The sequence below is a fragment of the Mucilaginibacter sp. Mucisp73 genome, assembly GCF_059491465.1.
In genome coordinates, this window is record NZ_CP168507.1 from 4111033 (window position 1) to 4133111 (window position 22079).

A 22079-nucleotide genomic window follows, 5' to 3' on the forward strand; every position below is an offset into this window, starting at 1 on the left:
TATAATTTAAAATGGCACCTCATATCCAGCCAATTGAAACAGCAATATTACTTTGTAAATTAATTTAAAAAGTTAATTTTAATCATGCTCACCACCAATCATAAACCAATTAAAGCCCTCTTGCTCACTGCACTCATTGGCATACGAGGCTTACAAATCAACGCCCAAACCAAACCGGGCACAACCGAAATAACTAAATGGCAATACGGCAAAACTGGGGCTGTTTCCCTTACTTATGATGACGGCTCCATGAACCAGTTCAGAAAAGCCCTCCCTGTGATGGAACGCCTAAAAATGCCGGCCACATTTTTCATCATTACCGGATCCATCCCCGGATCCAAATACCATGGGAGATTTATTGGCCGCCCGGTAAAGGATATCATCAAAGAATCGGCAACTGTACCAACCAACGATCAGAACTTTTTTGAGCGGTGCTCTGCCACAGGGTATTTAGGTTACAAGGGTACCATCGCTTCGCATACGCAGGCCGGAAGTTTGTACGATAGCGGCAAAAAGGAAAAAGCTTTTAAGGTACTTGATGATATCTATGCCAAAGCCCGCAACGGCGAATTGAAACCGGGTTACGAACCTAATGACGAGTTTAAACAATCCATAGGTTCAACCTGGAATGATTTCAGAAAAGATGCAGCCAAAGGTTACGAGTTTGCCAGTCATTCTATCACCCACCCCAGTATGCCCGGACTTGATGAGCCAAACCTGCTTTGGGAACTGGAAAAAAGTAAGGCCGATATCCTGGCCCAGCTTGGCCCTAAACATACCTTTTCGGCCGAGTGTCCGTACGGTTTTGAAAACGACCGTGTGATGGGCTACGCACTCAAAATTTATCCAGCCCTGCGCAATCGCATGCCCGAACCATGGTTAAAGGAAATTGACCGCGCCAGCAAACAAACACCCGGCTCAACAGATAAAGATTATATTCAATGGCAGCGCGGCGCAACTACAAAAACACCGCTACCTATGATGAAGCTTTGGGTTGATACCACACTTAACCATACCAATACCTGGCTGGTACTGGTTTTCCATGGTATTGACGGTATGGGTTACGAAGCCCTGCCCAGCACATTACTTGATGAATATTTCCAGTACATCAAAAACAAAAACGATAAACTTTGGGTAGCCACCTTTGGCGATGTAACCCGTTACATGCGCGAACGTAAGCACGGTAAGGCCGATGCTTCAACTAAAGGAAACACTATACAGGTAAATGTAAGCCATGACCTCGACAGCAAATTGTATTATCTGCCATTAACACTCAAAACCTACGTATCACCAAGCTGGACAAATGCAACAGTGACCCAGGGTTCAAAAAGCAAAAAGATTAGTACAGCGAAAGATGAACAAGGTACTTATGTACTATACCAGGCTCAGCCAAATGAAGGCATAGTAACGCTAAAGAATGGATAATTATATTGGATAGTTTAATTGGTGCTGAAGTAGTTTTTGATAAAATAACCTGCTTCAGCACCAATTAACAATTACTTTTAGTTCAACTGCAAAGTTTGCGGGCCGAACTCTTCAAAATGGATCAGTTGCTTATCGATCCCTTTTTTGACCAATTCGCGGTAATGCAGTTCAATAAAACCTGCCGGTCCACAAATGTAATATTCGGTATTGGGCTCAAAGATCTCATCGCCCAGTTGGTTCAGGTCAACCCAGCCTTCATATAAGTCGTCAGAGGTTCCTTCCTCAACCTCATTATAAAAAATATGTTTTTTAACCGCTTCGTTTTTGCCTTCCCAGTGTTCAATAACTTCTTTAAAAGCATGCACATTTTTATCGCGGCAGCCGTGAACCCATGTTTTTGGTCGTTTACTGCCGCTTTTGATCAAGCTTTCCATCATGCTCATTAATGGGGTTTGGCCAACACCTCCGCTTATAAAAACTATCGGGTGGTCACCATCGCCATTTAACACAAAGCCACCTGCCGGCGCAGATACCTCGATGATATCACCTTCATTAACAAAATTATGCAGGCGGTTGCTGATCATGCCATCGGCAAGCAAAGCTGTTCCAGCTTCGCGTTTAACCGAAATCCGGTAATACTCGCCATTGGGCGCACTTGAAATACTGTACTGACGTGGCTGCAACAAATTAAGCTCGGGCAAAAACAAACGCACGCTTAAAAACTGACCGGGCGTAAAATCCGGTACCGCTCCGCCGTGCGTAGGATAAAGGTAAAAGGAAGTGATTTCTGCCGATTCTTTTACTTTCTGTTTTACCACAAATGGCCTCCAGCCTGTCCAGCCACCTTTTTTAGCCACTTGTTTACTGTAAAGGTTTTGTTCATGGCCAGTCATAATGGCCGCCAGCTGATTGTAAGCAACAGTCCATGCTTCGAGCAGCTCGGGTGTAGCGGCATCGCCCAATACTTCGCTGATTGAGGCAATCAGGTGACCGCCAACAATAGCATAATGCTCGGGCCTGATATCAAGACTTGTATGTTTTTGACCAATGCCATCAAGCACGGGCATTAACACGCCCGGATTTTCTATATACTCGGCATAAGCCAGTACAGCCATGGCAAGAGCGGTTTGTTGTTTGCTGTTTTGCTGATTGCCCATGTTAAACACATTTTTAAGTTCGGGGTTATGAGTAAACATCCGGTTGTAAAAATGAGTTGTTAATAATACTCCATGCTCTTTCAATACAGGCACTGTGGCTTTAACCAGCTCTTTTTGTTCTTTAGTAATCATCATTTTAACAGTATATATTTATAATTAATTACGCGGCTACGGGGATTACACAATAGTCCTGCCGGTCCCACCCTTCATATTAGCGAGTTTGCTCTGAAACATTACCGCCATCAGGCCCGCCCTGCTCTTGGCATCATCAGCCATGGGCCCGGCAAAGTGCGTATCAACCGTTTGGGTAAACAGCTCCAGCCAACGGTTAAAATGCTCGTCATTTATAGGCAACGGTGCATGTTTGGCAAAGGGATTGCCTCTGAAACCAGCAACGCCAAACAATGCAGCATTCCAGAAAGCGTACATTTTATCAAGGTGCGGCTGCCAGTCGTTTTTTATAACTTCGGCAAAAACGGGTCCCAATAATCCGTCGAGCCGCACCCTGGTATAAAATTCATCAACCAGTAGCTTGATTGACGTTATGTCTTGTATATCGTTCATTGGTTGTTTATTTTGTTGAAATACACGCTATTTAGCAGTAACCATCACAATTATTATTCCATTGAGCCGAACCACCTTGCCAGTGCTAACCGGTCTAAGAATCGCGCGTAAAGGGACCATTTACTGTATTTCAACCAGCTATTCGCGACAAGTTGCAGAACCCAGACTTACGAAGTTTTTGAAATTTCGTAAGTCTTGTACTTTTTCATATCACCTCAAAGTCCATCGGATTTCTTTGGGGCATTAATTTAGTTTTCATATAATATATTAATACCTTTTTATCCTCTAATTAGCTATTCAACATCATATTTTATTTAATTTACCAAACTTGATGCTTTGCCCCCCGCCTGTAACCTTTTTGGCGGGCCGGTTTATTTTTTCAGTACTACAATTCCCAGGTTCAGGTCTTCGTTGAACTGGCTTATGGTGATAGATTCAAGCATGTTTTGTAAACGGTTCCTTACATCTAAAAAATCATGGTGTAAGGGGCATGGATTTTTTGATGAACACTCTTTCAATCCTAAACCACAATCCCTGAATATGCCTCCGCCGTCAACTGCTTCTATTACATCTGATAGCGGGCGGGCCAGGCTTTGTGCATCAAGATAAAAACCGCCGTTGGGCCCTTTTACCGATTGAATAATACCTCTTCTACTTAAATCCTGAAGTATTTTAGCCAGAAAATGCTCGGGCGAATCAATGTTTACGGCTATTTCCTTTATGCCAACCCTACTGCCGTCGGCGGTGCGCTGGGCTATAAAAAATACCGCCCTTACCGCATACTCGCATGTTTTTGAAAATATTCCCATTGCTTTATAAAGCAAAAGTAATTATTTAAATCAACAATAAAAGATATAAATATCTTTTATTGCTTCGTTTACTTAAACCTGACAGTTTATGCCATTAGTTTTATTGCTTCCTGGCTGGTGGTGTTAAATTTATTTTGCTGGTGAAGCGGCAAGCTAAAAGAAAATACAGCACCTCCATTCTTTCCGTTTTCGGCCTTCACTGTACCGCCATGTTTTTGGATAATGCTTTTCACAATATACAAACCCAGGCCTTTGCTGTTTTTTTGCCTTATCGATTTTTGATTGCACTTGTAAAACTTCTGGAACAGCGTCTGGCTGCTTTCCTCATTAATCCCTACCCCCTCATCATGCACCGATACTTCAACATGATTTTCGTTACAGTCTATATTAATGTTAATGTGTGAGCATGGTGGCGAAAACTTGGCAGCGTTGGTTAAATAATTGATCAGCACCTGGATGATCATGTATTTATCTCCCCTAACCAAAATGCTATCGGCAGTGGGATATTTACAAAAGCGATGTCCGGGATAAAGGATCCTCATTTCACCAAGCACTGTATCAACCAGCTCGCTAATATCAAACAGGCTATAATTGAGCTGTGCCGTTCTGTCCTCGCCGGTTGATGGGGACAAATATTCATCAATCAGTTTGGTCATCCCGTTAATGTGCTGATCAACCATGTTCAGCAACCTCACCGGTTGTTTATTGATGCTGAGTGCAAGATGGTTAATTAAAAACTGGGTATTGAGCTTTATAATAGTTAACGGCGCACGCAGTTCATGATTTACAATAGCCATGCTCAGGCATTCCTCGTTAACTTTCTGAGTAACATCTTCAATAGTACCAATCATTTGTTCGGCAGTACCCCACCTGCGTGAGTATAAAACACCTGTAAGCCGGATCCATTTTTCGGTACCGGATGGAGTTACAATTTGCACCTGCTTTTCAAATTTGGTACCATTAAAGGAGGCAACCTTAAACTCATGGATAAGTCCGCTCAGCTGCCCGGGTTTAACCAGCCCAAAAAGTTGTTCGATATTTTCATCATATCCCTTTGATAGCTCAAGCATCTTGCGCATCCGCGGGCAAAAGGATACCTTATTTGACCGGAGCTGGATTTTCCAATTGCCTATGTATGCTGCTCCTATGGTATGTTCGGGCATTAGCCCCGCCCGGCTTTCCATATTTCTGATTTCCCTGTTCATTTGGATATGTTTTTCTTAAATTTTATTTTATTACTGATAGATTTAACCTGATTACATTATTAAATTTTGACCATAAGCTTAATGACATCCCTTTAATGTACACCCCGTAATCGCTCATTAATATGCCCTTCATGTCATGGTTAATTAACCGAATGGCATACACCAAACTACAATCATTATTCTTTCCCGATGATTTGCAGTGATAGGTTTCCAGGATATCAAAATCATCGGGCGAAATCAGCTCGTTGTATTGTAAGCACCTGATATATTCATTCTCAATTACAAAATCGTGATTAAAGCCCCGCTCCTGCAGATCAATAATGAGGTTAATCAATTGTTCATCATAATGATGCATATTGCCATTCATTAAATAGGTGATGCCATCAATTCATTTTCAATAGTGTTTGCATTGGCCTTATAAAGCCATAAACGGCCTTGCAAAGCCATGTAAAAAAGCAGGAGTAATGCTTGTATTGCAATAAGCGGCACAGGTACACTTATTGCCAAATCGGTGACGCTGCCCGATAGCAGTAAAAACATATCGGCCGATATAAAACCAATGCTTATTTGCTTAAGCACGGGTTTGTCCGGCATAAGCATAATAACCAGCAAAGCAAATTTCAATGAACATATACTATAAAGCACGATTATGAAAAACCTGGCGGGCACCAGTTGTTCCATCAAACATGTGTTAAGCTTAATAAATAAACCTGTTGCTATAAACATCAACACACTTGTAAAGAAGGCAACTGCCAAACAAACAAACTTTCTCATAGCATGAGGGCTTTACACTTTTATTGCACAATTAATTAATGCTTAATTATTAACTGTTATTTAACAATGTAAAGTTCGGGCCGGAAATACCCGAAATCAATGTACTAATTATGGTTTCAGTAGTACAAATTACATATGACCCAAGACAAATAGGACGTCAATATTATATAGGATAGTATTCATTTTCGATATTTCCGAAATTCTTTTCGGCACGGAAAACCAGGGTTATTGACACGCCCTCGCTATTTTCCATTTTAAAATTCCCGCCAAGCTGCTTGCTCAGGGCCTTCATCATTTCCATACCCAATGACGACGCTTCTTTAATATCAAAATCTTGCGGCAGGCCAATACCATTATCGGCAATGCTCAACATGATATTATTATCATCAAGTGTACCAAGCGAGATGTTTATAAAGCCACGCTTGTGCGGAAAAGCATACTTAATAGCATTGGTAATAGCTTCATTGAGCATAAGGCCAACAGGTACGGCCTGGGCAACGTCTATTTTAACACGTTCAATTTGCTGTTCAAACCTGATTCCCCGTTCATGAGCGTCGTAACAATCGGCAAGATAATTAACCAGTTCGTTGATGTAAACAGCAATATCAATAAAGGCTACGTTTGAGCTGCTGTATAATTTTTGATGGATAAGCGCTATAGCCTGTACCCGGTTCTGACTTTCACGGATGGCGGCAAGCGCCGCGTTATTTTTTAAAAATGCCGATTGGGTGTTAAGCAGGCTCATCACTATTTGCAGGTTATTTTTTACCCGGTGATGCACCTCTTTCAGTAACCAGTCCTTTTCATCAAGCAGGCGGTTTTTATCCGCAGTTAAAAGCTGCAGCATTTGACTTTGCTCACTGATCTCCTTCTCCTTTAGCTGCAACCGTTTACTGTTTATTTGCTTTTGCCAATAACCAACATAAGCCCCCCCAAAAACGAAAAGCAACGCCACAATGCCGACAATTATAAGATCCCATCTCATAAAAAACGCACTACTTTTTCCCCACAAAACAGCCTGGAAGATATGATCGTGACGCTGCGCCGGCGAGTTTGTGGATATCAAAAGCAAAAAGCCCGTTAGTGTCAGCTTGCAATAAAACCGGGATAAGTTTTTATTGATATTCACTTGATATTATTTTTATGGTCAGCCTAAAACTAACAGGTTCTTGTTCGCTACACATAACTCTACACACATAAACCTGTACTCAAATTCAACTTATAAAAATAATATACTTCATAAAACCGGCCGATGTATTAAACATGGATTTTGATGTATAAATTACATATTGCATTTACCTGCCTGCAATAAAACCAATATTAATTTGTATAATTAATACCCCACGATATTATATATTATACTCCAACCTCAAGCCGGGTTCATGTCGTTATAAACGGTAAAATTGTTTTTCCTGATACCATTTAACAACCCGTTCTGTTGACAAGTGATGGCCGGCGAACATGTGTTTAGTGACATAAAAAAGATGCGATATTTCGTTCCTTAAGTAGCAATATGATGATATTTCGTTAAGCTCCATCATTCAAAACACAATACAAATAACTGACTATCAATAAAATAAAAACATCGGCACGAAAATAGAGAGAAGGCACATGCCTTACAAGCTTTAAACTTCGCAGCCATGAAACAATTTAACGATTTTGCACCGCTACATTTTGAGAAAGCATCTTATTGCCTCCCTTTCAAAATCCATACTATCGAATGGATCAAAGAAAACGGCGTCGATCTTCCCAACAATTATTTCATGCTGATATGGATAGTTTCAGGCAACGGCTATTACAGGCTCAATTTGCAAAAGGAGGCGGTTAACACCAATCAGTTGCTGCTGATAAAACCCGGCCAGCTGCACGATCTTAAATTTAGCAATGGCCTGCACGGTTACGTAATATCGTTCACCGATTCGTTTTTGGATGTAGATGATTATGGCCGCGACCTTATATACAGCCCTATCCATCAAATATTTAATCAAACACCAATCGTTACCATTAACAGCGAACTGGCCGATGATATGAATGATATTACCGAAATAATGATGAAAGAATATAGCCGGCATAATCTTTACCGTGCCGAAATATTAAAACGATATTTTAAGATCTTCCTCATCTATCTTTCACGCCAGTTGGAACCAATGGAACAAGCGCCGAAACAGTCGCGCAATACCTCCATATTACAAAACTTCATAAGCTTGCTCGATAAAAACTTCAGGGAGTATAAAATGGTGGCCGATTACGCCGACAGATTATCTGTAACCCCCAATTACCTTAACGAAGTGGTGAAAAAATTGACCGGACAATCGGCCGGCCATCACATCAGGCAAAGAGTTGCAGCCGAAGCTAAAAAACAAGCTATACACCCCGACAACTGCATGAAAAAAATAGCGTATGACCTGGGTTTTTGCGACATGGCCCATTTCAGTAAATTCTTTAAAAATGCTACCGGGATCAGCTTTTCTGATTTTAAGAAAAGGGGCACTGTATTGCAACCTGTTTTTTAATAAGCTATTCACAATCTTATTTAATCAACCTAATAACCAATTAATTAAATTTATCATCATGTCAGAAGAAGTACAATTAATCCCGGGCAACTCCTTAATCACAGCAACTCCACAGGAAGGCCGTGAACTTGCTATTAAAATGGCAAGGCTCATCATCAAAGTAACTCAGCCCGATGCCGAAATTCGTGGTAAGCTAAGAGGTGTTTATGCCGAAGACGCAGCGATGCTCATTGCCGTAGGGCAAACAGTGGCAACCGAATTTGCTACAATAGCTGCAGCTAATAATTACTGGCGATAGTGCAACAATGGCCGAGCTTTGCCAATTAATTTCATATTTTAAGCCCGGTAATACATCGTGCATACACAAGTAATTATTATCGGTGCCGGGCCAACCGGTTTAATGGCCGCCTGCCAGCTGGCCCGCTTTAACGTTGATTTTATTATTATCGATACCAAGCCGGCACCTACCCATGAGTCGCGGGCTATGCTGGTTACGGCACGCAGCATGGAAATTTACCAGCAAATGGGCTTGGCTGATACTGTTTTGGAACAGGGTCAGGTGATTGGCAAATTTGCAATTTACCTGAATGGCCGGGAAAAAGCAGTACTTGAAACAGCCAACGCAGGCAACGGACTCACCGATTTCCCCAACCTGCAGGCATTTGAACAGTTTAAAAACGAGGAACTGCTTTACGAGCAATTAAAAGCTACAGGCCGTGACGTTTTGTGGCGAACCAGTTTGGTTAGTTTTGAACAGCATGATGATCACGTTGTGGCCAGTCTTTACGATAAAAGTGATCCGTTCAGGAAAATAAGTATTCAAGCCTCCTACTTGCTGGCTTGCGACGGTTCATCGAGCCCGGTAAGGCAGCAACTGGGATTAAGTTTTGAAGGAGGTACCTACCAAAATAAATTTTTTGTGGCCGATGTAAAGCTTAGCTGGCTGCAACCAGCAAACAAGCTCATCGCATCACTGTCGCGTGTTAATTTCTGCGCCTTTTTCCCCATGTATGGCAACGGTAATTACCGCATTTTAGGTACCCTCCCCGAAGGTTTTGCAGGCAAAGAAAATGTTAGTTTTGATGATCTTAAAGATGTGATCACGGCCAACATTAAGCTGTCGCTGAACATAGAAAAATTAAACTGGTTTTCAGTTTATAAACTACATCACCGCTGTGTTAACAGTTTCAGGATAAATCGATGTTTTTTATTGGGCGATGCCGCACATATTCATAGTCCCGCAGGTGGACAGGGCATGAATACAGGCTTGCAGGATGCACATAACCTGGCCTGGAAACTGGCCCTGGTGCTACAAGGTGTTGCGGACGATAAACTTATTGATACCTATCATGACGAGCGGTACCCTTTTGCCAAATGGCTCATGAAATTTACCGATAAAATATTTGCTTTTATGACAAGCTGCAACTGGTTTTTATATCAGTTACGCACCTACGTTATGCCCAATATTTTACGCCTCGTACTGTCAACCCAATGCATCTCAAAACGCATTTTCAGGATCTTGTCCCAAATTTGGTATTCGTACAGAGAAAGCCCGCTTTCCCTGCAGTTTATTAAACAGAAGCTAAAATTTAGTGCCGGCGACAGGTGCCCCTACGTTATGGCCACTATTGACGGCAAACTACAAAGCATCTATCATTTGCTCATGGAGCCCAAATTTCACCTGTTATGTATTGGCAGCATTGGGTACGACGGCCTAATTCCTGATCACTTAATAAATTATATCAAAGTAGTTAATTTACCCCTTAATGAAAGCTGGCAAAAATTAGGGGTACAATCGGGTTTATACCTGCTAATACGGCCCGACAATTATATAGGCCTGCTTAGCGATGAAATAAGCCCAGGTTTGATACGCGGTTATTTTGATACCTTCAAAGGTAAATGAATACTAAAAGACCTTAACAAGCACTAAGCTTCATCATATATAAAATCAATGCTCCAGCGATAAGTAGCTATACTTGCCAGTAATAAACTACCCGCGCTATCGGCCCAAACCGAATAGTTAAAAGGAGCCTTGATTCCTGAAAATATGGTCATGCAAAGGGCAAAAGTAAGCGTAAGGGCAAAACTTGCATAAGCCGCCGTACGGATCTTAAAACCTACAATAAACATGATGGCTATTGAAACCTCGGCCACTGTTGCTAAAAAACCCATGACACCTGCCATCCACCGGCTCAAATATGGCATCAACGTATTGGTATAAACCACAAAATTATCCCAACTACCCCAGCTTACTGAATTTTGCCCTGCCGGCCCCATGAAACCCAAGCGATCTGCCACGGGCAGCAAAAAACCAATCGCTAAAGCAAAGCGCAAATAAAGTTGTGCTATTTGAAGTGTATTTTTCATCCATCAACATTTATGCATCTAAAATACAGGTTTAAAATCCCGCTTAAAAACGCAAAATCCATGTTTACACAAATAAGATAAAAGTGTCATCTTTTTGTTGAGAGGCATGCAGGCTATCATTTATCCAGAATTTCTACAGAATGTGAGGGTAGTATCGCATCACTCACATGCCTGCCATAAGTATTGTTAAAAGGGCCGCTGCCTACGTTACCTCCTTAATGGAAGAAAACCTTCCGGCAACTATGTATTTTCATAATTTGGAACATACACAAAGGGTGGTAAACGCCGCCATTGAAATTGCCGGGCACAATAAATTAAAAAGAGAGGAATTAACTATCTTAACAGTGGCCGCCTGGTTTCATGACACCGGCTATCTTTACCATTACAAGGGACATGAAGATACCAGCATGGTTATTGCCGGTACTTTTTTAATGCAGCATCACTATAATAATGATTTTATACAACAGGTATGGGATTGTATTGAAGCAACCAAAGTACCGCAATCGCCCCAAAACCTTATCCAGCAAATTATTTGCGATGCCGATATGCGCCACCTGGCATCTGTAAACTACCTGGATTTTGCCCATGATTTAAAACAGGAATGGGAAGTACATCTGGATAAGCAGTATAACGACAAAGAATGGCATACCCTTAATTTAAGCCTGTTACAACAGCACCAATATTTTACAGAATACGGTAAAACGGTATTGCAAGCCATGAAGAAGAAAAACATTGAACTGATGAAGTTTCAGGGTTAATGTTTCTTTACAGTTTCTTTTCGTACACGGCTTAAGGTTTCGGGTGTAATGCCTAAGTAAGATGCAATCATCGCCTGTGGCACCCTTAGTGACAGATCGGGATATTTCTGCACAAAATCAAGGTATTTTTGCTCGGCAGTAAAAGCAATAGCCGAGTGGATGCGGTTTTGACTGGTAATGAAACTTTTGTTAAGGATGGCATTAACCATATCGTTAAAAGCCGGTATATCATGGCAAAGCCTGTCGAAGTTTGTTTTGGTAATCAATATCAGTTCTGTATCCTCAATAGCATCAATATTATTTTTAGAAGGCTCGCCGGTAAGCAGGCTGGCACGGTCGCCTGTCCACCAGTTTTCTTTGGCAAAGCTTACAATGTTTTCGCGGCCATTTTCATCAACGCTGTAAAATCGAACCAAGCCCTTGGTTATAAAAGCGTTATACTTCCAAACATCGCCTTCCTGCAATAAATACTGCTTTTTACGGAGTTTTTTAAAAATACAAACTGCTTCAATTTTAGCATAGTCGGCTTCGGTGAGTGCTGCTTTCTGGCCAATGTACTCTTTAAATTGCTCAAACATATAAAAGCAAATATCTCCTTTATCCGGGGATATTTGCTTTTGTTCGGGTAATCTTTTTATAATTAGATTATGCGGTGTATTTGCTTAACCATTTTGTTTTGATAGCGGCGCGGGCATCAATAAATTCCTGGTCGGTACCCTGCGCTACGGCATCAAGCGGATAACGCAGCGGGCGGGTACCCTTTTCCATTTCAACCAGCCTCAATATCCCATCGGCAATAGTTTGCGGGTCCATGTTAAACTCGGCCATTTTGCTGAAAAGCGCGGTGCCCATAGCGTTAAATTGCTGTGCTGAGGCCTCGCCGTATTCGGCCACAACTTCCGGTTTATCGGCATGGATACCTGTTTTGCTGCCATTATTCATTTCGGTTGGATAAACGCCCGGCTGGATACTAACGCTCTCGATGTTGAACTGCGCAAGCTCATCCTTTAAACCTTCGGTAATACTTTCTACCCCAAATTTTGATGCAAGATAAGGGATCATGAACGGCAGGGTATGACCACTTGCACCCGATGTAATGTTGATGATAAGGCCATTTTTAGCTTTACGCATCCCCGGCAAAACCGCAAAGATGGTGCGCAGGGTTCCATAAAAATTCACTTCAAACATCTGCCTGATCTGGTCGAGCGAGTAAGCTTCCAGTACGCCAAAGCCTGAAACTGCGGCATTGTTCACCAACACATCAATATGGCCGTATTTGGTTAATGTATATTCAAAAGCTGCTTTAACTGAATTATCATCAGTAATATCTACCTCAACTACTTCAACATTTGGCAAGGCTGAAAGCTCTTTGGCTACAGTTTCATTTTTGCCATTTATTCCGCGCATACCTGCTATTACGGTATGGCCTGCATTTGCAAGGGTTATAGTGGTTAATTTACCAAATCCTGTACTTGTTCCGGTTATAAAAATTGTTTTTGACATTTTGTATCGTTCTTTTGTTGATACAAATCTACCGCGATGCTATAACCTGTACATTGACATTTGATAAGAAGGAAATTGATATTTGTCAAGAAAATTGTGTGCTTATAACAAGAACGTCATAGGAGGTACGGAGCAATCGCGAACTATAGAGAGCGGCTCTGCCTATCGGGGATTGCTTCGTTCCTTATAACGACGATTTTTTTAATTGTATCTTAAAGCAGTCTCCCTTTACTTAGTTCCTGATGGCACAGTCAAAGGTTGCCCATCTTTAAGCGGCACACCAAAATTTGGCGAACCATCCTTATTCCAGGTAAATTTTTGCGCGCGTGGCGAACGTTTATTACCGCAGCCTTCGTTAGGGTTTGAGTTGGCATGGTACAGGATCCAGTCTTCCCTTCCATCTGGCGATTTAAAGAATGAGTTATGACCGGGCGCGTAAACCCTGTTTTCCGGCGATTGCTTAAATACCGGCTCCTCTGTTTTGATCCATGAGGCAGGGTTCAACAGATCACTATTTTTAGAAGCGGTAAGCATGCCCAATGCATAAAAGTCAGTCCAGCAGCCACTGGCAGAATAGATCAGGAATAACTTATCTTTATGTTTCAAAATTTCTGGTCCTTCATTTACGCTTACATGTGCCGGGTTACCGGCATCATGCAGATCACCATTGGTTTCCCATTGATAAGCCGGGCTCGATATTTTCACGCGTTCGCTGCCGATGGTCATTGCGTCTTTCATTTTAGCAATGTAAATATTCTGTTGACCGTTATGGTCTCCTTCCCAGCCCGACCAGATCATATACCAACCACCGTTATTTTCAAATACCGAAGCGTCAATAGCCCATTTATTGGTGCTATCTGCTATTTTTCCTTTAAACTCCCAGGTACCTTCCATTGGGTCGGCCGAGCTATTTTCCAGTAAATATATGCGATGGTTATTGTTATCGCCATTATCCGCGGCAAAATATACATACCATTTGCCCTTTATAAAATGGAGTTCGGGCGCCCATAGGTCTTGGGAATAAGCGGTGCCAGGCGGCGGCGCCCAAACAGCTTTCTTAGGTGCAGTGCTCAGCTTGGTAATATCTTTTGTTTTCCAGATAACAATATTGCTCCCTGTTGAATTGGTATAGTAGTAAAACCCGTTTTTACAGATCACCCAGGGATCGGCGCCTGATGGCAGCAACGGGTTGGTAAAAGTTTTATAGCCGGTATTTTGTGCAATTGCCGCGCTGGAAAATAAAAGCAGCAGCAAACAGGCAGTGAACATTTTTTTCATAGAGCTGAAAGGTTTTAGCGTAGTTTATAATGCGCTAAAAATCTGTAAAAGTTTCCACAAAAACAACAAATGTTAAGCATACATTTATTACCAATCAGGTATTTAATATTAAGCTTTTACCGGTTGAGAGGAACTGCGGATAAAAACCCGGGTAGGCAATACGGTAGTTTCAAACTCTGTAACAGGCCGCTTGCTCTCGATAATGCTGATCAGCATTTCGGTTGCCTTTTTTCCCATTTCAAAACCGGGCTGATAAACAGCACTTAGCGGCGGGTTTAAAACTTCGGCCAGTTGGGTATTGGTGAAGCCGAGCAAAGCGATATCAGCAGGGATCCGGAAGCCTAATTTATGAAGAAGGGACAAGGTAGTAGTCGTGATCCTGTCGGAGGCTGTAAAGATGGCATCAGGTTTACTTTCAGAAAACAATTCACTTAGCGCGTTTTCGATCTCGGCAAGGTCTTTACCACCATGTGGGCAGTACTTGATCAGTTTTTCATCAGGTATTATATCATGTTGTTCAAGTGCATCTTTGTATCCCCTCAAGCGTTCGGCGGTAATGGATACGTTTACCGAACTGGTAATATGAGCTATTTTACGGTATCCTGCTTCAAGCAATTGTGTTGTGGCTTTATATGCCCCGGCAAAATTATCGGCTACTACTTTATGCGTATCAATTTCATCGCTTACCCTATCAAAGAAAACAATAGGCAAACCTTTTTCATGCAGGTTTTTCAGGTGATCAATATTTTGGGTTTCGGTTGAGAGGGAGATCAGCAAACCATCAATGGAGCGAAAAGTCAGGTGACGTACATTTTGCATTTCAAGCTCATACGATTCATGCGTTTGTGTAATAAACACATTATATCCCTTACTGTGTGCTACTGATTCGATGCCATTGATCACCTGCGAAAAAAACTGGTTCTCAATAGTTGAAACCACAATGCCGATAGATTTGCTGTTGCCCCGTTTTAGGCTTTGAGCGTTAAGATTGGGCTGATAGTTAAGCCTTTTAGCACACTCCAGTACAAGCGCCTTAGTTTTTTCGCCAATTTCATGACTGTCTTTAAGCGCCTTGGAAACCGCTGACGGTGAGATCCCTAACTCTTTAGCAATATCCTTTATGGTAACTCCGCCAAAATTCATTTCGCCCCCTTGCTTATGATCCTAAAATTAACAATCCAATTATATAAAGGAGAGTAAACATAAGAAAAATAAGTCCTGCACAGTATAAGGATGTATTATGCCATGTAACATTATGCTGACATCCACGAATTTAAATTCATATATGTGCTATTTATCCCCCGGGCTCGGGCGTGTTGAGTATCCTGCCTTAATCTCTTAAAAATCCATCTATCTTCATATTCCATTCCTGTTGGTAGTATTGGTTTGTACCGTGACTGGTTCCGTTATCATACTGATCTTGTAGCTGGTTCATTTCACGGTACGAGTCAAGGTATTGTACATTAATATAGCCATCATAGTTATCAACCGGGAGTTTCATAGTCATAAGGGCCTTCTTAAAATGCCGGGCTACTATCGCTACAATATCAAAATGCCGCTGCTCATGATTTAGAGCATACCCTGTACGTCCTTCCGGTTTTACCCAGGCGGCACTTTTAGGCAAAAACACGCGCATGCTTATCTTCACTACCACTATCGACTTCACTACTTCTACCTGTTCTGTGTAACCAAAACTTGGCTGCACCTCGGCAACATATTTTTCGCCCCGGGCTTTATCCTGAAAGTCATTCCAGGTTAAAGGCCGTTTAGCCGAGTAGTAGATGGTATCGCCTTCCGGCTGTTCCGAATAATCGGTAAAGATTAATTTTACTCCCTTAGCCAGTTTGATATTAGTGCCCGCTTCACGATTCATCCATCTGTTAAAATACACCAGTCCTGCTTCAAGGGCCCGGCTTATCAGCACCCCGGTATCGTACTGTTGCCCCGCGCCGCGATAGTATGTTGTAGCTGCCGGGTAATCGATCAAATGCACATTGTCCTCAGCTTTTTTCAATTCAAACCATAATTGTATCTCCAGCCGGCCTTCTATCCTGCCATCGGCCATTGCCGTTTCAGTAAGCTTTAACTTCTTAATGCGGATGACCACCGGGCGTAACATCTTATTAACAGGGATAGCATAATCAGCAAATTGTTTAACAGCTGTTGCTGTGCCTCCCTGTAAATCAACTTCATGTTTTACTGCCGGCAAATTACCTGTGGCTGATAATAACCAGGCGACGGCACTCCGGTCGGGCCGTTCATCAGTAACATTTGCGATATAAAATTCGTTCGGTTTATCATTTAACTGCCTGTTTGTTAAAACAATTTCGGCATTTGTTTTTTGTGCTTTTGAATTTAACGGACAAAACACCAACATGTACAAAATAACCGGCAACCACCCCCCCCCTCTGTTAAGAACGCTATTCATAATGGGTAAAAATAATGGATGGGGCACGCCGCCCCCAGGGTATTATAATGCTCAAAATACAAATAAATTGCACTGTTTAACGTGTAATTATTATTTTTGATTATTCATAGCCGGCACCACGGCAGTACTCAACAATTTTAAAGTTTTCCACATGGATATTATCTTAAGTATTACCTTCGTTAAAAGAAGTGTTATCCACAATTGTTAATTTCTAATGTGAAAAGCCTCTTTTTGGTTTAGCTATTTTCGCACTATCGTTAGTATGCGCTTTATGATCAAAACAAGATACATCACCCTGCTCATTCCCGTATTTTTAGTTACAACAGCACGAGCCCAGCAAAATCCTTCCACTCAAATTTACCGCACTTATCACGCGGCTATTGATTTGATGGACAAAGGAAAATTTGCTTCGGCGGCCGAACAATTTCGCCTGGTTGAAGCTTACAAAATTAAAACAAGCACCCAGCCACAGTTTGAAACTGAGCTATCGCTCACTAAAGAAAACTGCCAGTATTATGAAGCATTCTGCGCCCTTAACCTGGGCAATGATGATGCCGAAAGCATGTTTCTCCGTTTTATAAAAGAACACCCTGAAAATCCGCTTACCAAACAGGCTTTTTTCCAGATTGGTAAATCGTATTTTAAACAAGGTAAATATGAAGACGCTATCCGTTGGTTTAACAAGGTTGAGGCAGGCGAGCTTAACGGCCATGACAATACCGAGTATAAATTCCGTAAGGGTTATGCCTATTTTGAGTTAAAAGACTACAAAAATGCCCAATTGCTTTTTGGCGAGGTTAAAAACAAACGCACCGAGTTTACCGAAGATGCTACTTATTACTTTGCCTACATCGCTTACCTGAACAAGGATTATCATCTTGCCTTGGTAAACTTTGAAAAGCTTAAAAACTCAAAGAAATACGAAAACAGCTATCCTTACTATATCTCGGCAGTTTACTTTTTAGATAAGCGTTATGACGATGTGCTTAACTACGCTGTGCCTATTGTAAATAAAACCCATCAGCAAAACGAAACTGAAATGCTGCGTATCATCGCCGCATCGTACTTTGCCAAAGCCGATTATGACAACGCGGTGAAGTATTATGGCCGTTTTGAAGACCGGGATCAGGGCCGTACCCAAAACACGCAGGACAGCTACCAGATGGGTTATACCTATTATAAGGTAGGCAACTATGCCAAAGCTGCCAGCGAATTGGAAAAATTGGTTGAGCAACACGATGTTTACAGCCAAAGCGGTAACTATACCCTGGGCGATGTGTTCCTGAAAATGAACAATAAACAGAGCGCACGTAATGCGTTCCTCAACGCCTCCAAGCTTGATTATGACAAGCAATTACAGGAAGATGCCCTTTATGAGTACGCCAAACTATCATACGAGCTCGACTTTAACCTGCAGGCTTTAGGTGCCACAAGGTTATACCTGGCTACATACCCACGTTCAAAACGTATTGACGAGGTTAAGGTATTATTGGGTGAAGAATTACTAAACTCACGCAGCTATAAAGAAGCTGTGGAGATCCTGGAGCCCATCCCTAATAAAAGCCAGAGTGCACGTTTAGCTTATCAAAAAGTTACTTACTACCGGGGATTGGAATTTTATAACGAGCGTGCATTTGAGAATGCGATTGGTATCTTCCTGCGTTCGCTGAAAGATCCGGTTGATAGCAAAACTGAAGCCTTAACTACTTACTGGATGGCAGAGGCCATGTTCGAGGTTCGTAAATACGGCGAATCGGTAGAGAATTTCGAGAAATTCCTGAGCATGCCCGAGGCTAAGGAAACTGATGTAGCCAATTATGCCAACTATGCTTTGGCTTACGCGGCCTTTGGCGACGAGCAGTACAAAAAAGCAGCCAATTACTTCGAGAAGTTTTTACAAGGCGATGTAAAAGACGCCAACACCCAGAATGATGCCATCACCCGCCTTGCCGATAGCTATTTTGTGATGAAGAGTTACGGCAGTGCGATGACCTACTATAACCGCATCATAGCCATGCACAATCAGGGCGAAGATTATGCGTTGTTTCAACGTGGTATGATCCAGGGTTTACAGGGTTCATTGGATACCAAGATCAGTACATTGAATGATGTACTGAACAAATTCCCTAACTCTAATTATGCAGATGACGCTTCATTCGAGATAGCTTATACCTACTTCCTGAAAACAGACGGTGATAAAGCCAAAGCCGATCTGCAGGCCATGATCCAGAAATATCCGCGCAGCAGCTATGTGCCACGCGCACTGGTTACTATCGGTTTGATTGATTACAACGCGGGCAACGATGACCTTGCTATTGAATCATTCAAAAAAGTAGTACAGGATTACTCGTCAACCGATGAGGCCAAACAATCTTTAAAACAGATCGAAAAGATCTACACTGATAAAGGTGACGCCCAAACATTTATTAACTATGCAGGCACCACCCCTATCGGTAATTATACCACCTCCGATCAGGAAAGCATCATGATCACCGCAGCCAACAACCTTTACCTTAAAGGCGACTGGCAGGGTACTGTGAGCGCGGTGAACGCTTATTTTGATAAGTTCCCGGGCAAACAGATTTACGAAAAACAGGCACGCTTTATCCGCGCGCAAGGCTTAGCAGCCTTGGGCCGCACAGACGAAGCCGTGGTTGATTATAACGTGATCCTGAACGACTGGACCAGCGCCTACAGTGAAAAAGCGTTGATCAGCATGGCTAAATTATACATGCAGCAAAAGAAATATAACGAAGCGGTGGTGTTCCTGAAACGTTTGGAAACCAATTCAGAATATAAAGCTGATTATACCTTCGCCATTACTAACCTGATGTACTGCTATTCGGAAATGCAAATGACCGATGATGCCATCAAATACGCCGAGCTGGTTAAAACAAATGATAAAACATCGCAGGAGGACAAGTTTAAAACCGGTTTATACGAAGGCAAGGCTTATCTTTCAACCGGCGATACTACCCTGGCTGTTAAACAGTTCACCTATACTGCAACCAACACCAAAACCGTTGCCGCTGCAGAAGCCCGTTACAACCTTGCACTTATTGAGTATGAAAAAGGCCGTTATAAAACAGCACAAAAAATGTGTTTTGACCTGGCCAAGGAAATGCCAAACTACGATTACTGGGTGGCCAAAACATACATTTTGTTATCTGACACCTATGTGGGCTTAAAAGATACCTTCCAGGCCAAGGCAACCCTGCAAAGTATCATTGATAACTATAAAGCCGATGACGACATATTACCTACTGCTAAAGAGAAGCTGGATAAACTGAGCGGCCGCAAAACCAAAGCCCCTGCCACAGGCACTAAAGAAACTGCCCAGCCCGATACAACTAACAAACAGTAACAAAGAGTAATATAAAAAAGACAAGCAATGAACTCAAGATACACATATACGCTGCTTACCTTAATAATAGCATTATACTTTGTTCCTGCCCAGGCACAAACAAAGAAATCTACCAAAAAAGCAACAGTAAAAACTGCAACTAAAAAGCCTGCCGCCAAACCGGCACCAAAAAAGGCCGCGCCCAAACCTGTAACTAAAAAAGCTACCGACAGCAAAAGCTTGGGCGATGCCGCAAAAACAGCGCAGGATACTACTAAGAAGGGCGGCGGCAATAATCCCAACAACGCTGCTAATGGCGGTAGCTTATCAGAAGAAATTGTAGTGACCACTGCTTATAAACCGGTGCTGGCCGATGCGGTAAAGATCCGTCGTAACCCTGATTTGGAAGATAAAGCGCCCTTTAAAGCACCTTTAACCTATGCCCCGCTTGATAAACGCCAGGAGCAAAACTCCGAGATCAGGCAGCTTGACCCAATGAAAAGGCCGGCAGAACAGGATTCTGTTTTAACCAACAACTATGCTAAAGTTGGTTTTGGCAACCTAAAAACCATTTATGGCGAAGGCTATTTTGCCAACGGTCGGGATGAGGCTTTACAATTTGGCGGTTTCATAAAACATTTGTCGCAATCTGGCTCACTGCAAAAACAAACCCAAAGCCGCGATGACGTTGGTGTTTTCGGCAAAAGTATCATTGGCGATAACAATATCTCAGGCCGCATCAACTACAATCGTTTAGGTACCTATTTTTACGGTTACAACCAGGATGCTCCCGACAACAATTTTGTGCCGACAAAACAGCACTTCAATACCATAAGCGGCGAGGTTGAACTGGCAAAGAATTACAAAGACGTTGAAAACGACTTTACCTATGCTGTAAAGTTAAAAGGATACGCATTTAGCAATGCTTACCAGGCACGTGAAAACAATGTAGTTATTTCAGGCTTTCTAAATCAAACTGTTAAGCAGTTTTATGCAGGCTTAAGCGCTTCGTTAGACCTGGCCAGTCAGAAAGACAGTCTATACAGTCTTGGTAATAACATTGCAAGGGTTAACCCCTACATCAAATTTCAGGGTACTAACTACAAGATAGACGCGGGAGTTAACATTGTGAAAGAGTTTGGCGACTTTGGCAAGTTTTACATTTTCCCGGCAGCAAAGCTTGAGGTACAGGTGGTACCTAAATATGTACGGCTGTTTGTGGAAGCCAAAGGTGATGTTAACCGCTCTTCACTGCACGATTTTGCCATGTTCAATCCATTCCTTGGCCAAAACATCAGCATCAAAAACTCGGTTGATCAGCTGGATATCAGTGCCGGTTTAAAAGGTACGCTGGCCCCCGGCTTAAGCTTCAAAGCTGCCGTGTACCGCAACAGTATTAAAAACATGCCTTTAATGGTGAGTAACTTCAACGCCGAGGGCAACAAATTCGCTGTTATTTATGATGATGGCAAAACACGCGTAAACGGCTTTAACGGCGAGCTGGATTTTAAAGCAACAGACGATTTTAACATTTTCGGTCGCGTTGAAATAAAAGACTATCAAATGGCTAAAGAAAGTGAGCCATGGAACCTGCCTAAATTTTTATTAACTGCAGGTACTGCAATACATATCGACAGCAAATTGACTGTTACAGGTTCGTTGCTTATCCGCGGCTCAACAACCGACAGGTTATTGGTATTGGCACCAACTTCTACCCCGGGAAGCCCGGTTTACAACCAGATTAAACAGCCTATTAAGGGCTTTGGCGACCTGAGCGGCAGCGTAGAATACAGGATAAACAGCAAGTTTTCGGTATTTGCGCAGGCTAATAATATCCTGAGCAGTTCCTATCAAAATTGGTTATACTACCCTAACTACGGATTTAATATCTTTGGCGGCGTAGGGTACTCGTTTTAAGTCCTGTTTGATGTTTTAAAATTAACCGTATTTTTACC

Annotated in this window: 20 protein-coding genes; 7 read left to right on the top strand and 13 right to left on the bottom strand. The window is 42.2% G+C overall.

The annotated features are described in order from the left end of the window. Positions 1 to 84: 84 nt before the first annotated feature. Complete coding sequence (locus ACEN82_RS17145; RefSeq protein WP_413319235.1) at positions 85 to 1425, top strand: polysaccharide deacetylase family protein; 1341 nt, start codon at positions 85 to 87, stop codon at positions 1423 to 1425. Positions 1426 to 1502: 77 nt separating this feature from the next. On the opposite strand, the gene hmpA is transcribed toward ACEN82_RS17145, so the two are convergent. The 7 genes from hmpA to ACEN82_RS17180 form a co-directional block, all read right to left on the bottom strand. Beyond that, positions 1503 to 2717: an NO-inducible flavohemoprotein gene (gene hmpA, locus ACEN82_RS17150; protein ID WP_413319237.1), complete on the bottom strand. Its 1215-nt coding sequence runs from the start codon at positions 2715 to 2717 to the stop codon at positions 1503 to 1505. A 42-nt stretch (positions 2718 to 2759) separates the two neighbouring features. Continuing rightward, positions 2760 to 3146 (bottom strand): group III truncated hemoglobin, encoded by a 387-nt coding sequence (locus ACEN82_RS17155; protein ID WP_413319239.1) that lies wholly within the window; start codon positions 3144 to 3146, stop codon positions 2760 to 2762. Between the two features lie 371 nt (positions 3147 to 3517). Further along, entirely contained in the window at positions 3518 to 3955 is a 438-nt protein-coding gene (locus ACEN82_RS17160; RefSeq protein ID WP_091163129.1) for an RrF2 family transcriptional regulator, read from the bottom strand. Positions 3956 to 4041: 86 nt separating this feature from the next. Next, positions 4042 to 5160, bottom strand: a complete 1119-nt coding sequence (locus ACEN82_RS17165) for a PAS domain-containing sensor histidine kinase (RefSeq protein ID WP_413319241.1) — start codon at positions 5158 to 5160, stop codon at positions 4042 to 4044. Positions 5161 to 5182: 22 nt separating this feature from the next. Further along, on the bottom strand, positions 5183 to 5515 hold the full coding sequence (locus ACEN82_RS17170) for a hypothetical protein (RefSeq protein WP_176623254.1): 333 nt from the start codon (positions 5513 to 5515) through the stop codon (positions 5183 to 5185). A gap of 11 nt (positions 5516 to 5526) precedes the next feature. After that, positions 5527 to 5841 (bottom strand): hypothetical protein, encoded by a 315-nt coding sequence (locus ACEN82_RS17175; RefSeq protein ID WP_495643988.1) that lies wholly within the window; start codon positions 5839 to 5841, stop codon positions 5527 to 5529. Between the two features lie 256 nt (positions 5842 to 6097). Beyond that, a complete protein-coding gene (locus ACEN82_RS17180) occupies positions 6098 to 6919 on the bottom strand; it encodes a sensor histidine kinase (protein WP_413319245.1) in 822 nt (273 codons plus the stop codon). 655 nt (positions 6920 to 7574) lie between these two features. Between ACEN82_RS17180 and ACEN82_RS17185 the strand changes: the two genes are divergently transcribed. The 3 genes from ACEN82_RS17185 to ACEN82_RS17195 are packed head-to-tail and all read left to right on the top strand — an operon-like array spanning position 7575 to position 10350. Further along, the gene (locus tag ACEN82_RS17185) at positions 7575 to 8447 is read left to right on the top strand and encodes an AraC family transcriptional regulator (protein WP_413319247.1); all 873 of its coding nucleotides are present in this window, start codon (positions 7575 to 7577) and stop codon (positions 8445 to 8447) included. Between the two features lie 58 nt (positions 8448 to 8505). Beyond that, positions 8506 to 8745, top strand: coding sequence for a hexameric tyrosine-coordinated heme protein (locus ACEN82_RS17190; protein WP_176623248.1), 240 nt, complete (start codon positions 8506 to 8508; stop codon positions 8743 to 8745). Between the two features lie 57 nt (positions 8746 to 8802). After that, on the top strand, positions 8803 to 10350 hold the full coding sequence (locus tag ACEN82_RS17195; protein WP_413319250.1) for an FAD-dependent monooxygenase: 1548 nt from the start codon (positions 8803 to 8805) through the stop codon (positions 10348 to 10350). A 23-nt stretch (positions 10351 to 10373) separates the two neighbouring features. On the opposite strand, the gene ACEN82_RS17200 is transcribed toward ACEN82_RS17195, so the two are convergent. Then, the gene (locus tag ACEN82_RS17200; protein WP_091163120.1) at positions 10374 to 10814 is read right to left on the bottom strand and encodes a hypothetical protein; all 441 of its coding nucleotides are present in this window, start codon (positions 10812 to 10814) and stop codon (positions 10374 to 10376) included. 167 nt (positions 10815 to 10981) lie between these two features. Here ACEN82_RS17200 and ACEN82_RS17205 point away from each other — a divergent pair, with 167 nt between their 5' ends. Further along, entirely contained in the window at positions 10982 to 11572 is a 591-nt protein-coding gene (locus ACEN82_RS17205) for an HD domain-containing protein (protein WP_413319252.1), read from the top strand. Here the strand turns inward: ACEN82_RS17205 and ACEN82_RS17210 are convergent. The 5 genes from ACEN82_RS17210 to ACEN82_RS17230 all read right to left on the bottom strand — a co-directional run bounded on the left by ACEN82_RS17210 (position 11569) and on the right by ACEN82_RS17230 (position 16781). Continuing rightward, positions 11569 to 12150, bottom strand: coding sequence for a Crp/Fnr family transcriptional regulator (locus ACEN82_RS17210; protein ID WP_413319254.1), 582 nt, complete (start codon positions 12148 to 12150; stop codon positions 11569 to 11571). The genes ACEN82_RS17205 and ACEN82_RS17210 overlap by 4 nt on opposite strands. A gap of 67 nt (positions 12151 to 12217) precedes the next feature. Next, positions 12218 to 13075 (bottom strand): SDR family oxidoreductase, encoded by an 858-nt coding sequence (locus ACEN82_RS17215; protein WP_413319256.1) that lies wholly within the window; start codon positions 13073 to 13075, stop codon positions 12218 to 12220. A gap of 228 nt (positions 13076 to 13303) precedes the next feature. Continuing rightward, entirely contained in the window at positions 13304 to 14353 is a 1050-nt protein-coding gene (locus ACEN82_RS17220) for a glycoside hydrolase family 43 protein (RefSeq protein ID WP_413319258.1), read from the bottom strand. A 108-nt stretch (positions 14354 to 14461) separates the two neighbouring features. Beyond that, positions 14462 to 15496 carry a LacI family DNA-binding transcriptional regulator gene (locus ACEN82_RS17225; RefSeq protein ID WP_413319260.1) on the bottom strand — a complete coding sequence of 345 codons (1035 nt, stop codon included), beginning with the start codon at positions 15494 to 15496 and terminating at the stop codon, positions 14462 to 14464. A gap of 187 nt (positions 15497 to 15683) precedes the next feature. Next, entirely contained in the window at positions 15684 to 16781 is a 1098-nt protein-coding gene (locus tag ACEN82_RS17230; protein ID WP_413319262.1) for a hypothetical protein, read from the bottom strand. A gap of 271 nt (positions 16782 to 17052) precedes the next feature. On the opposite strand from ACEN82_RS17230, the gene ACEN82_RS17235 reads away from it, so the two are divergent. Together ACEN82_RS17235 and ACEN82_RS17240 are read left to right on the top strand one after the other, a co-directional pair. Further along, the gene (locus ACEN82_RS17235; protein ID WP_413319263.1) at positions 17053 to 20145 is read left to right on the top strand and encodes a tetratricopeptide repeat protein; all 3093 of its coding nucleotides are present in this window, start codon (positions 17053 to 17055) and stop codon (positions 20143 to 20145) included. A 27-nt stretch (positions 20146 to 20172) separates the two neighbouring features. Continuing rightward, on the top strand, positions 20173 to 22041 hold the full coding sequence (locus ACEN82_RS17240; protein WP_413319265.1) for a porin family protein: 1869 nt from the start codon (positions 20173 to 20175) through the stop codon (positions 22039 to 22041). The last annotated feature ends 38 nt before the right edge of the window (positions 22042 to 22079 follow it).

Coding starts and splice junctions, on each gene's coding strand:
- ACEN82_RS17145 (WP_413319235.1), top strand. CDS start 85: ATGCTCACCACCAATCATAAACCAATTAAAGCCCTCTTGCTCACTGCA.
- hmpA (WP_413319237.1), bottom strand. CDS start 2,717: ATGATGATTACTAAAGAACAAAAAGAGCTGGTTAAAGCCACAGTGCCT.
- ACEN82_RS17155 (WP_413319239.1), bottom strand. CDS start 3,146: ATGAACGATATACAAGACATAACGTCAATCAAGCTACTGGTTGATGAA.
- ACEN82_RS17160 (WP_091163129.1), bottom strand. CDS start 3,955: ATGGGAATATTTTCAAAAACATGCGAGTATGCGGTAAGGGCGGTATTT.
- ACEN82_RS17165 (WP_413319241.1), bottom strand. CDS start 5,160: ATGAACAGGGAAATCAGAAATATGGAAAGCCGGGCGGGGCTAATGCCC.
- ACEN82_RS17170 (WP_176623254.1), bottom strand. CDS start 5,515: ATGCATCATTATGATGAACAATTGATTAACCTCATTATTGATCTGCAG.
- ACEN82_RS17175 (WP_495643988.1), bottom strand. CDS start 5,841: ATGGAACAACTGGTGCCCGCCAGGTTTTTCATAATCGTGCTTTATAGT.
- ACEN82_RS17180 (WP_413319245.1), bottom strand. CDS start 6,919: ATGAGATGGGATCTTATAATTGTCGGCATTGTGGCGTTGCTTTTCGTT.
- ACEN82_RS17185 (WP_413319247.1), top strand. CDS start 7,575: ATGAAACAATTTAACGATTTTGCACCGCTACATTTTGAGAAAGCATCT.
- ACEN82_RS17190 (WP_176623248.1), top strand. CDS start 8,506: ATGTCAGAAGAAGTACAATTAATCCCGGGCAACTCCTTAATCACAGCA.
- ACEN82_RS17200 (WP_091163120.1), bottom strand. CDS start 10,814: ATGAAAAATACACTTCAAATAGCACAACTTTATTTGCGCTTTGCTTTA.
- ACEN82_RS17205 (WP_413319252.1), top strand. CDS start 10,982: ATGCCTGCCATAAGTATTGTTAAAAGGGCCGCTGCCTACGTTACCTCC.
- ACEN82_RS17210 (WP_413319254.1), bottom strand. CDS start 12,150: ATGTTTGAGCAATTTAAAGAGTACATTGGCCAGAAAGCAGCACTCACC.
- ACEN82_RS17215 (WP_413319256.1), bottom strand. CDS start 13,075: ATGTCAAAAACAATTTTTATAACCGGAACAAGTACAGGATTTGGTAAA.
- ACEN82_RS17220 (WP_413319258.1), bottom strand. CDS start 14,353: ATGAAAAAAATGTTCACTGCCTGTTTGCTGCTGCTTTTATTTTCCAGC.
- ACEN82_RS17225 (WP_413319260.1), bottom strand. CDS start 15,496: ATGAATTTTGGCGGAGTTACCATAAAGGATATTGCTAAAGAGTTAGGG.
- ACEN82_RS17230 (WP_413319262.1), bottom strand. CDS start 16,781: ATGAATAGCGTTCTTAACAGAGGGGGGGGGTGGTTGCCGGTTATTTTG.
- ACEN82_RS17235 (WP_413319263.1), top strand. CDS start 17,053: ATGATCAAAACAAGATACATCACCCTGCTCATTCCCGTATTTTTAGTT.
- ACEN82_RS17240 (WP_413319265.1), top strand. CDS start 20,173: ATGAACTCAAGATACACATATACGCTGCTTACCTTAATAATAGCATTA.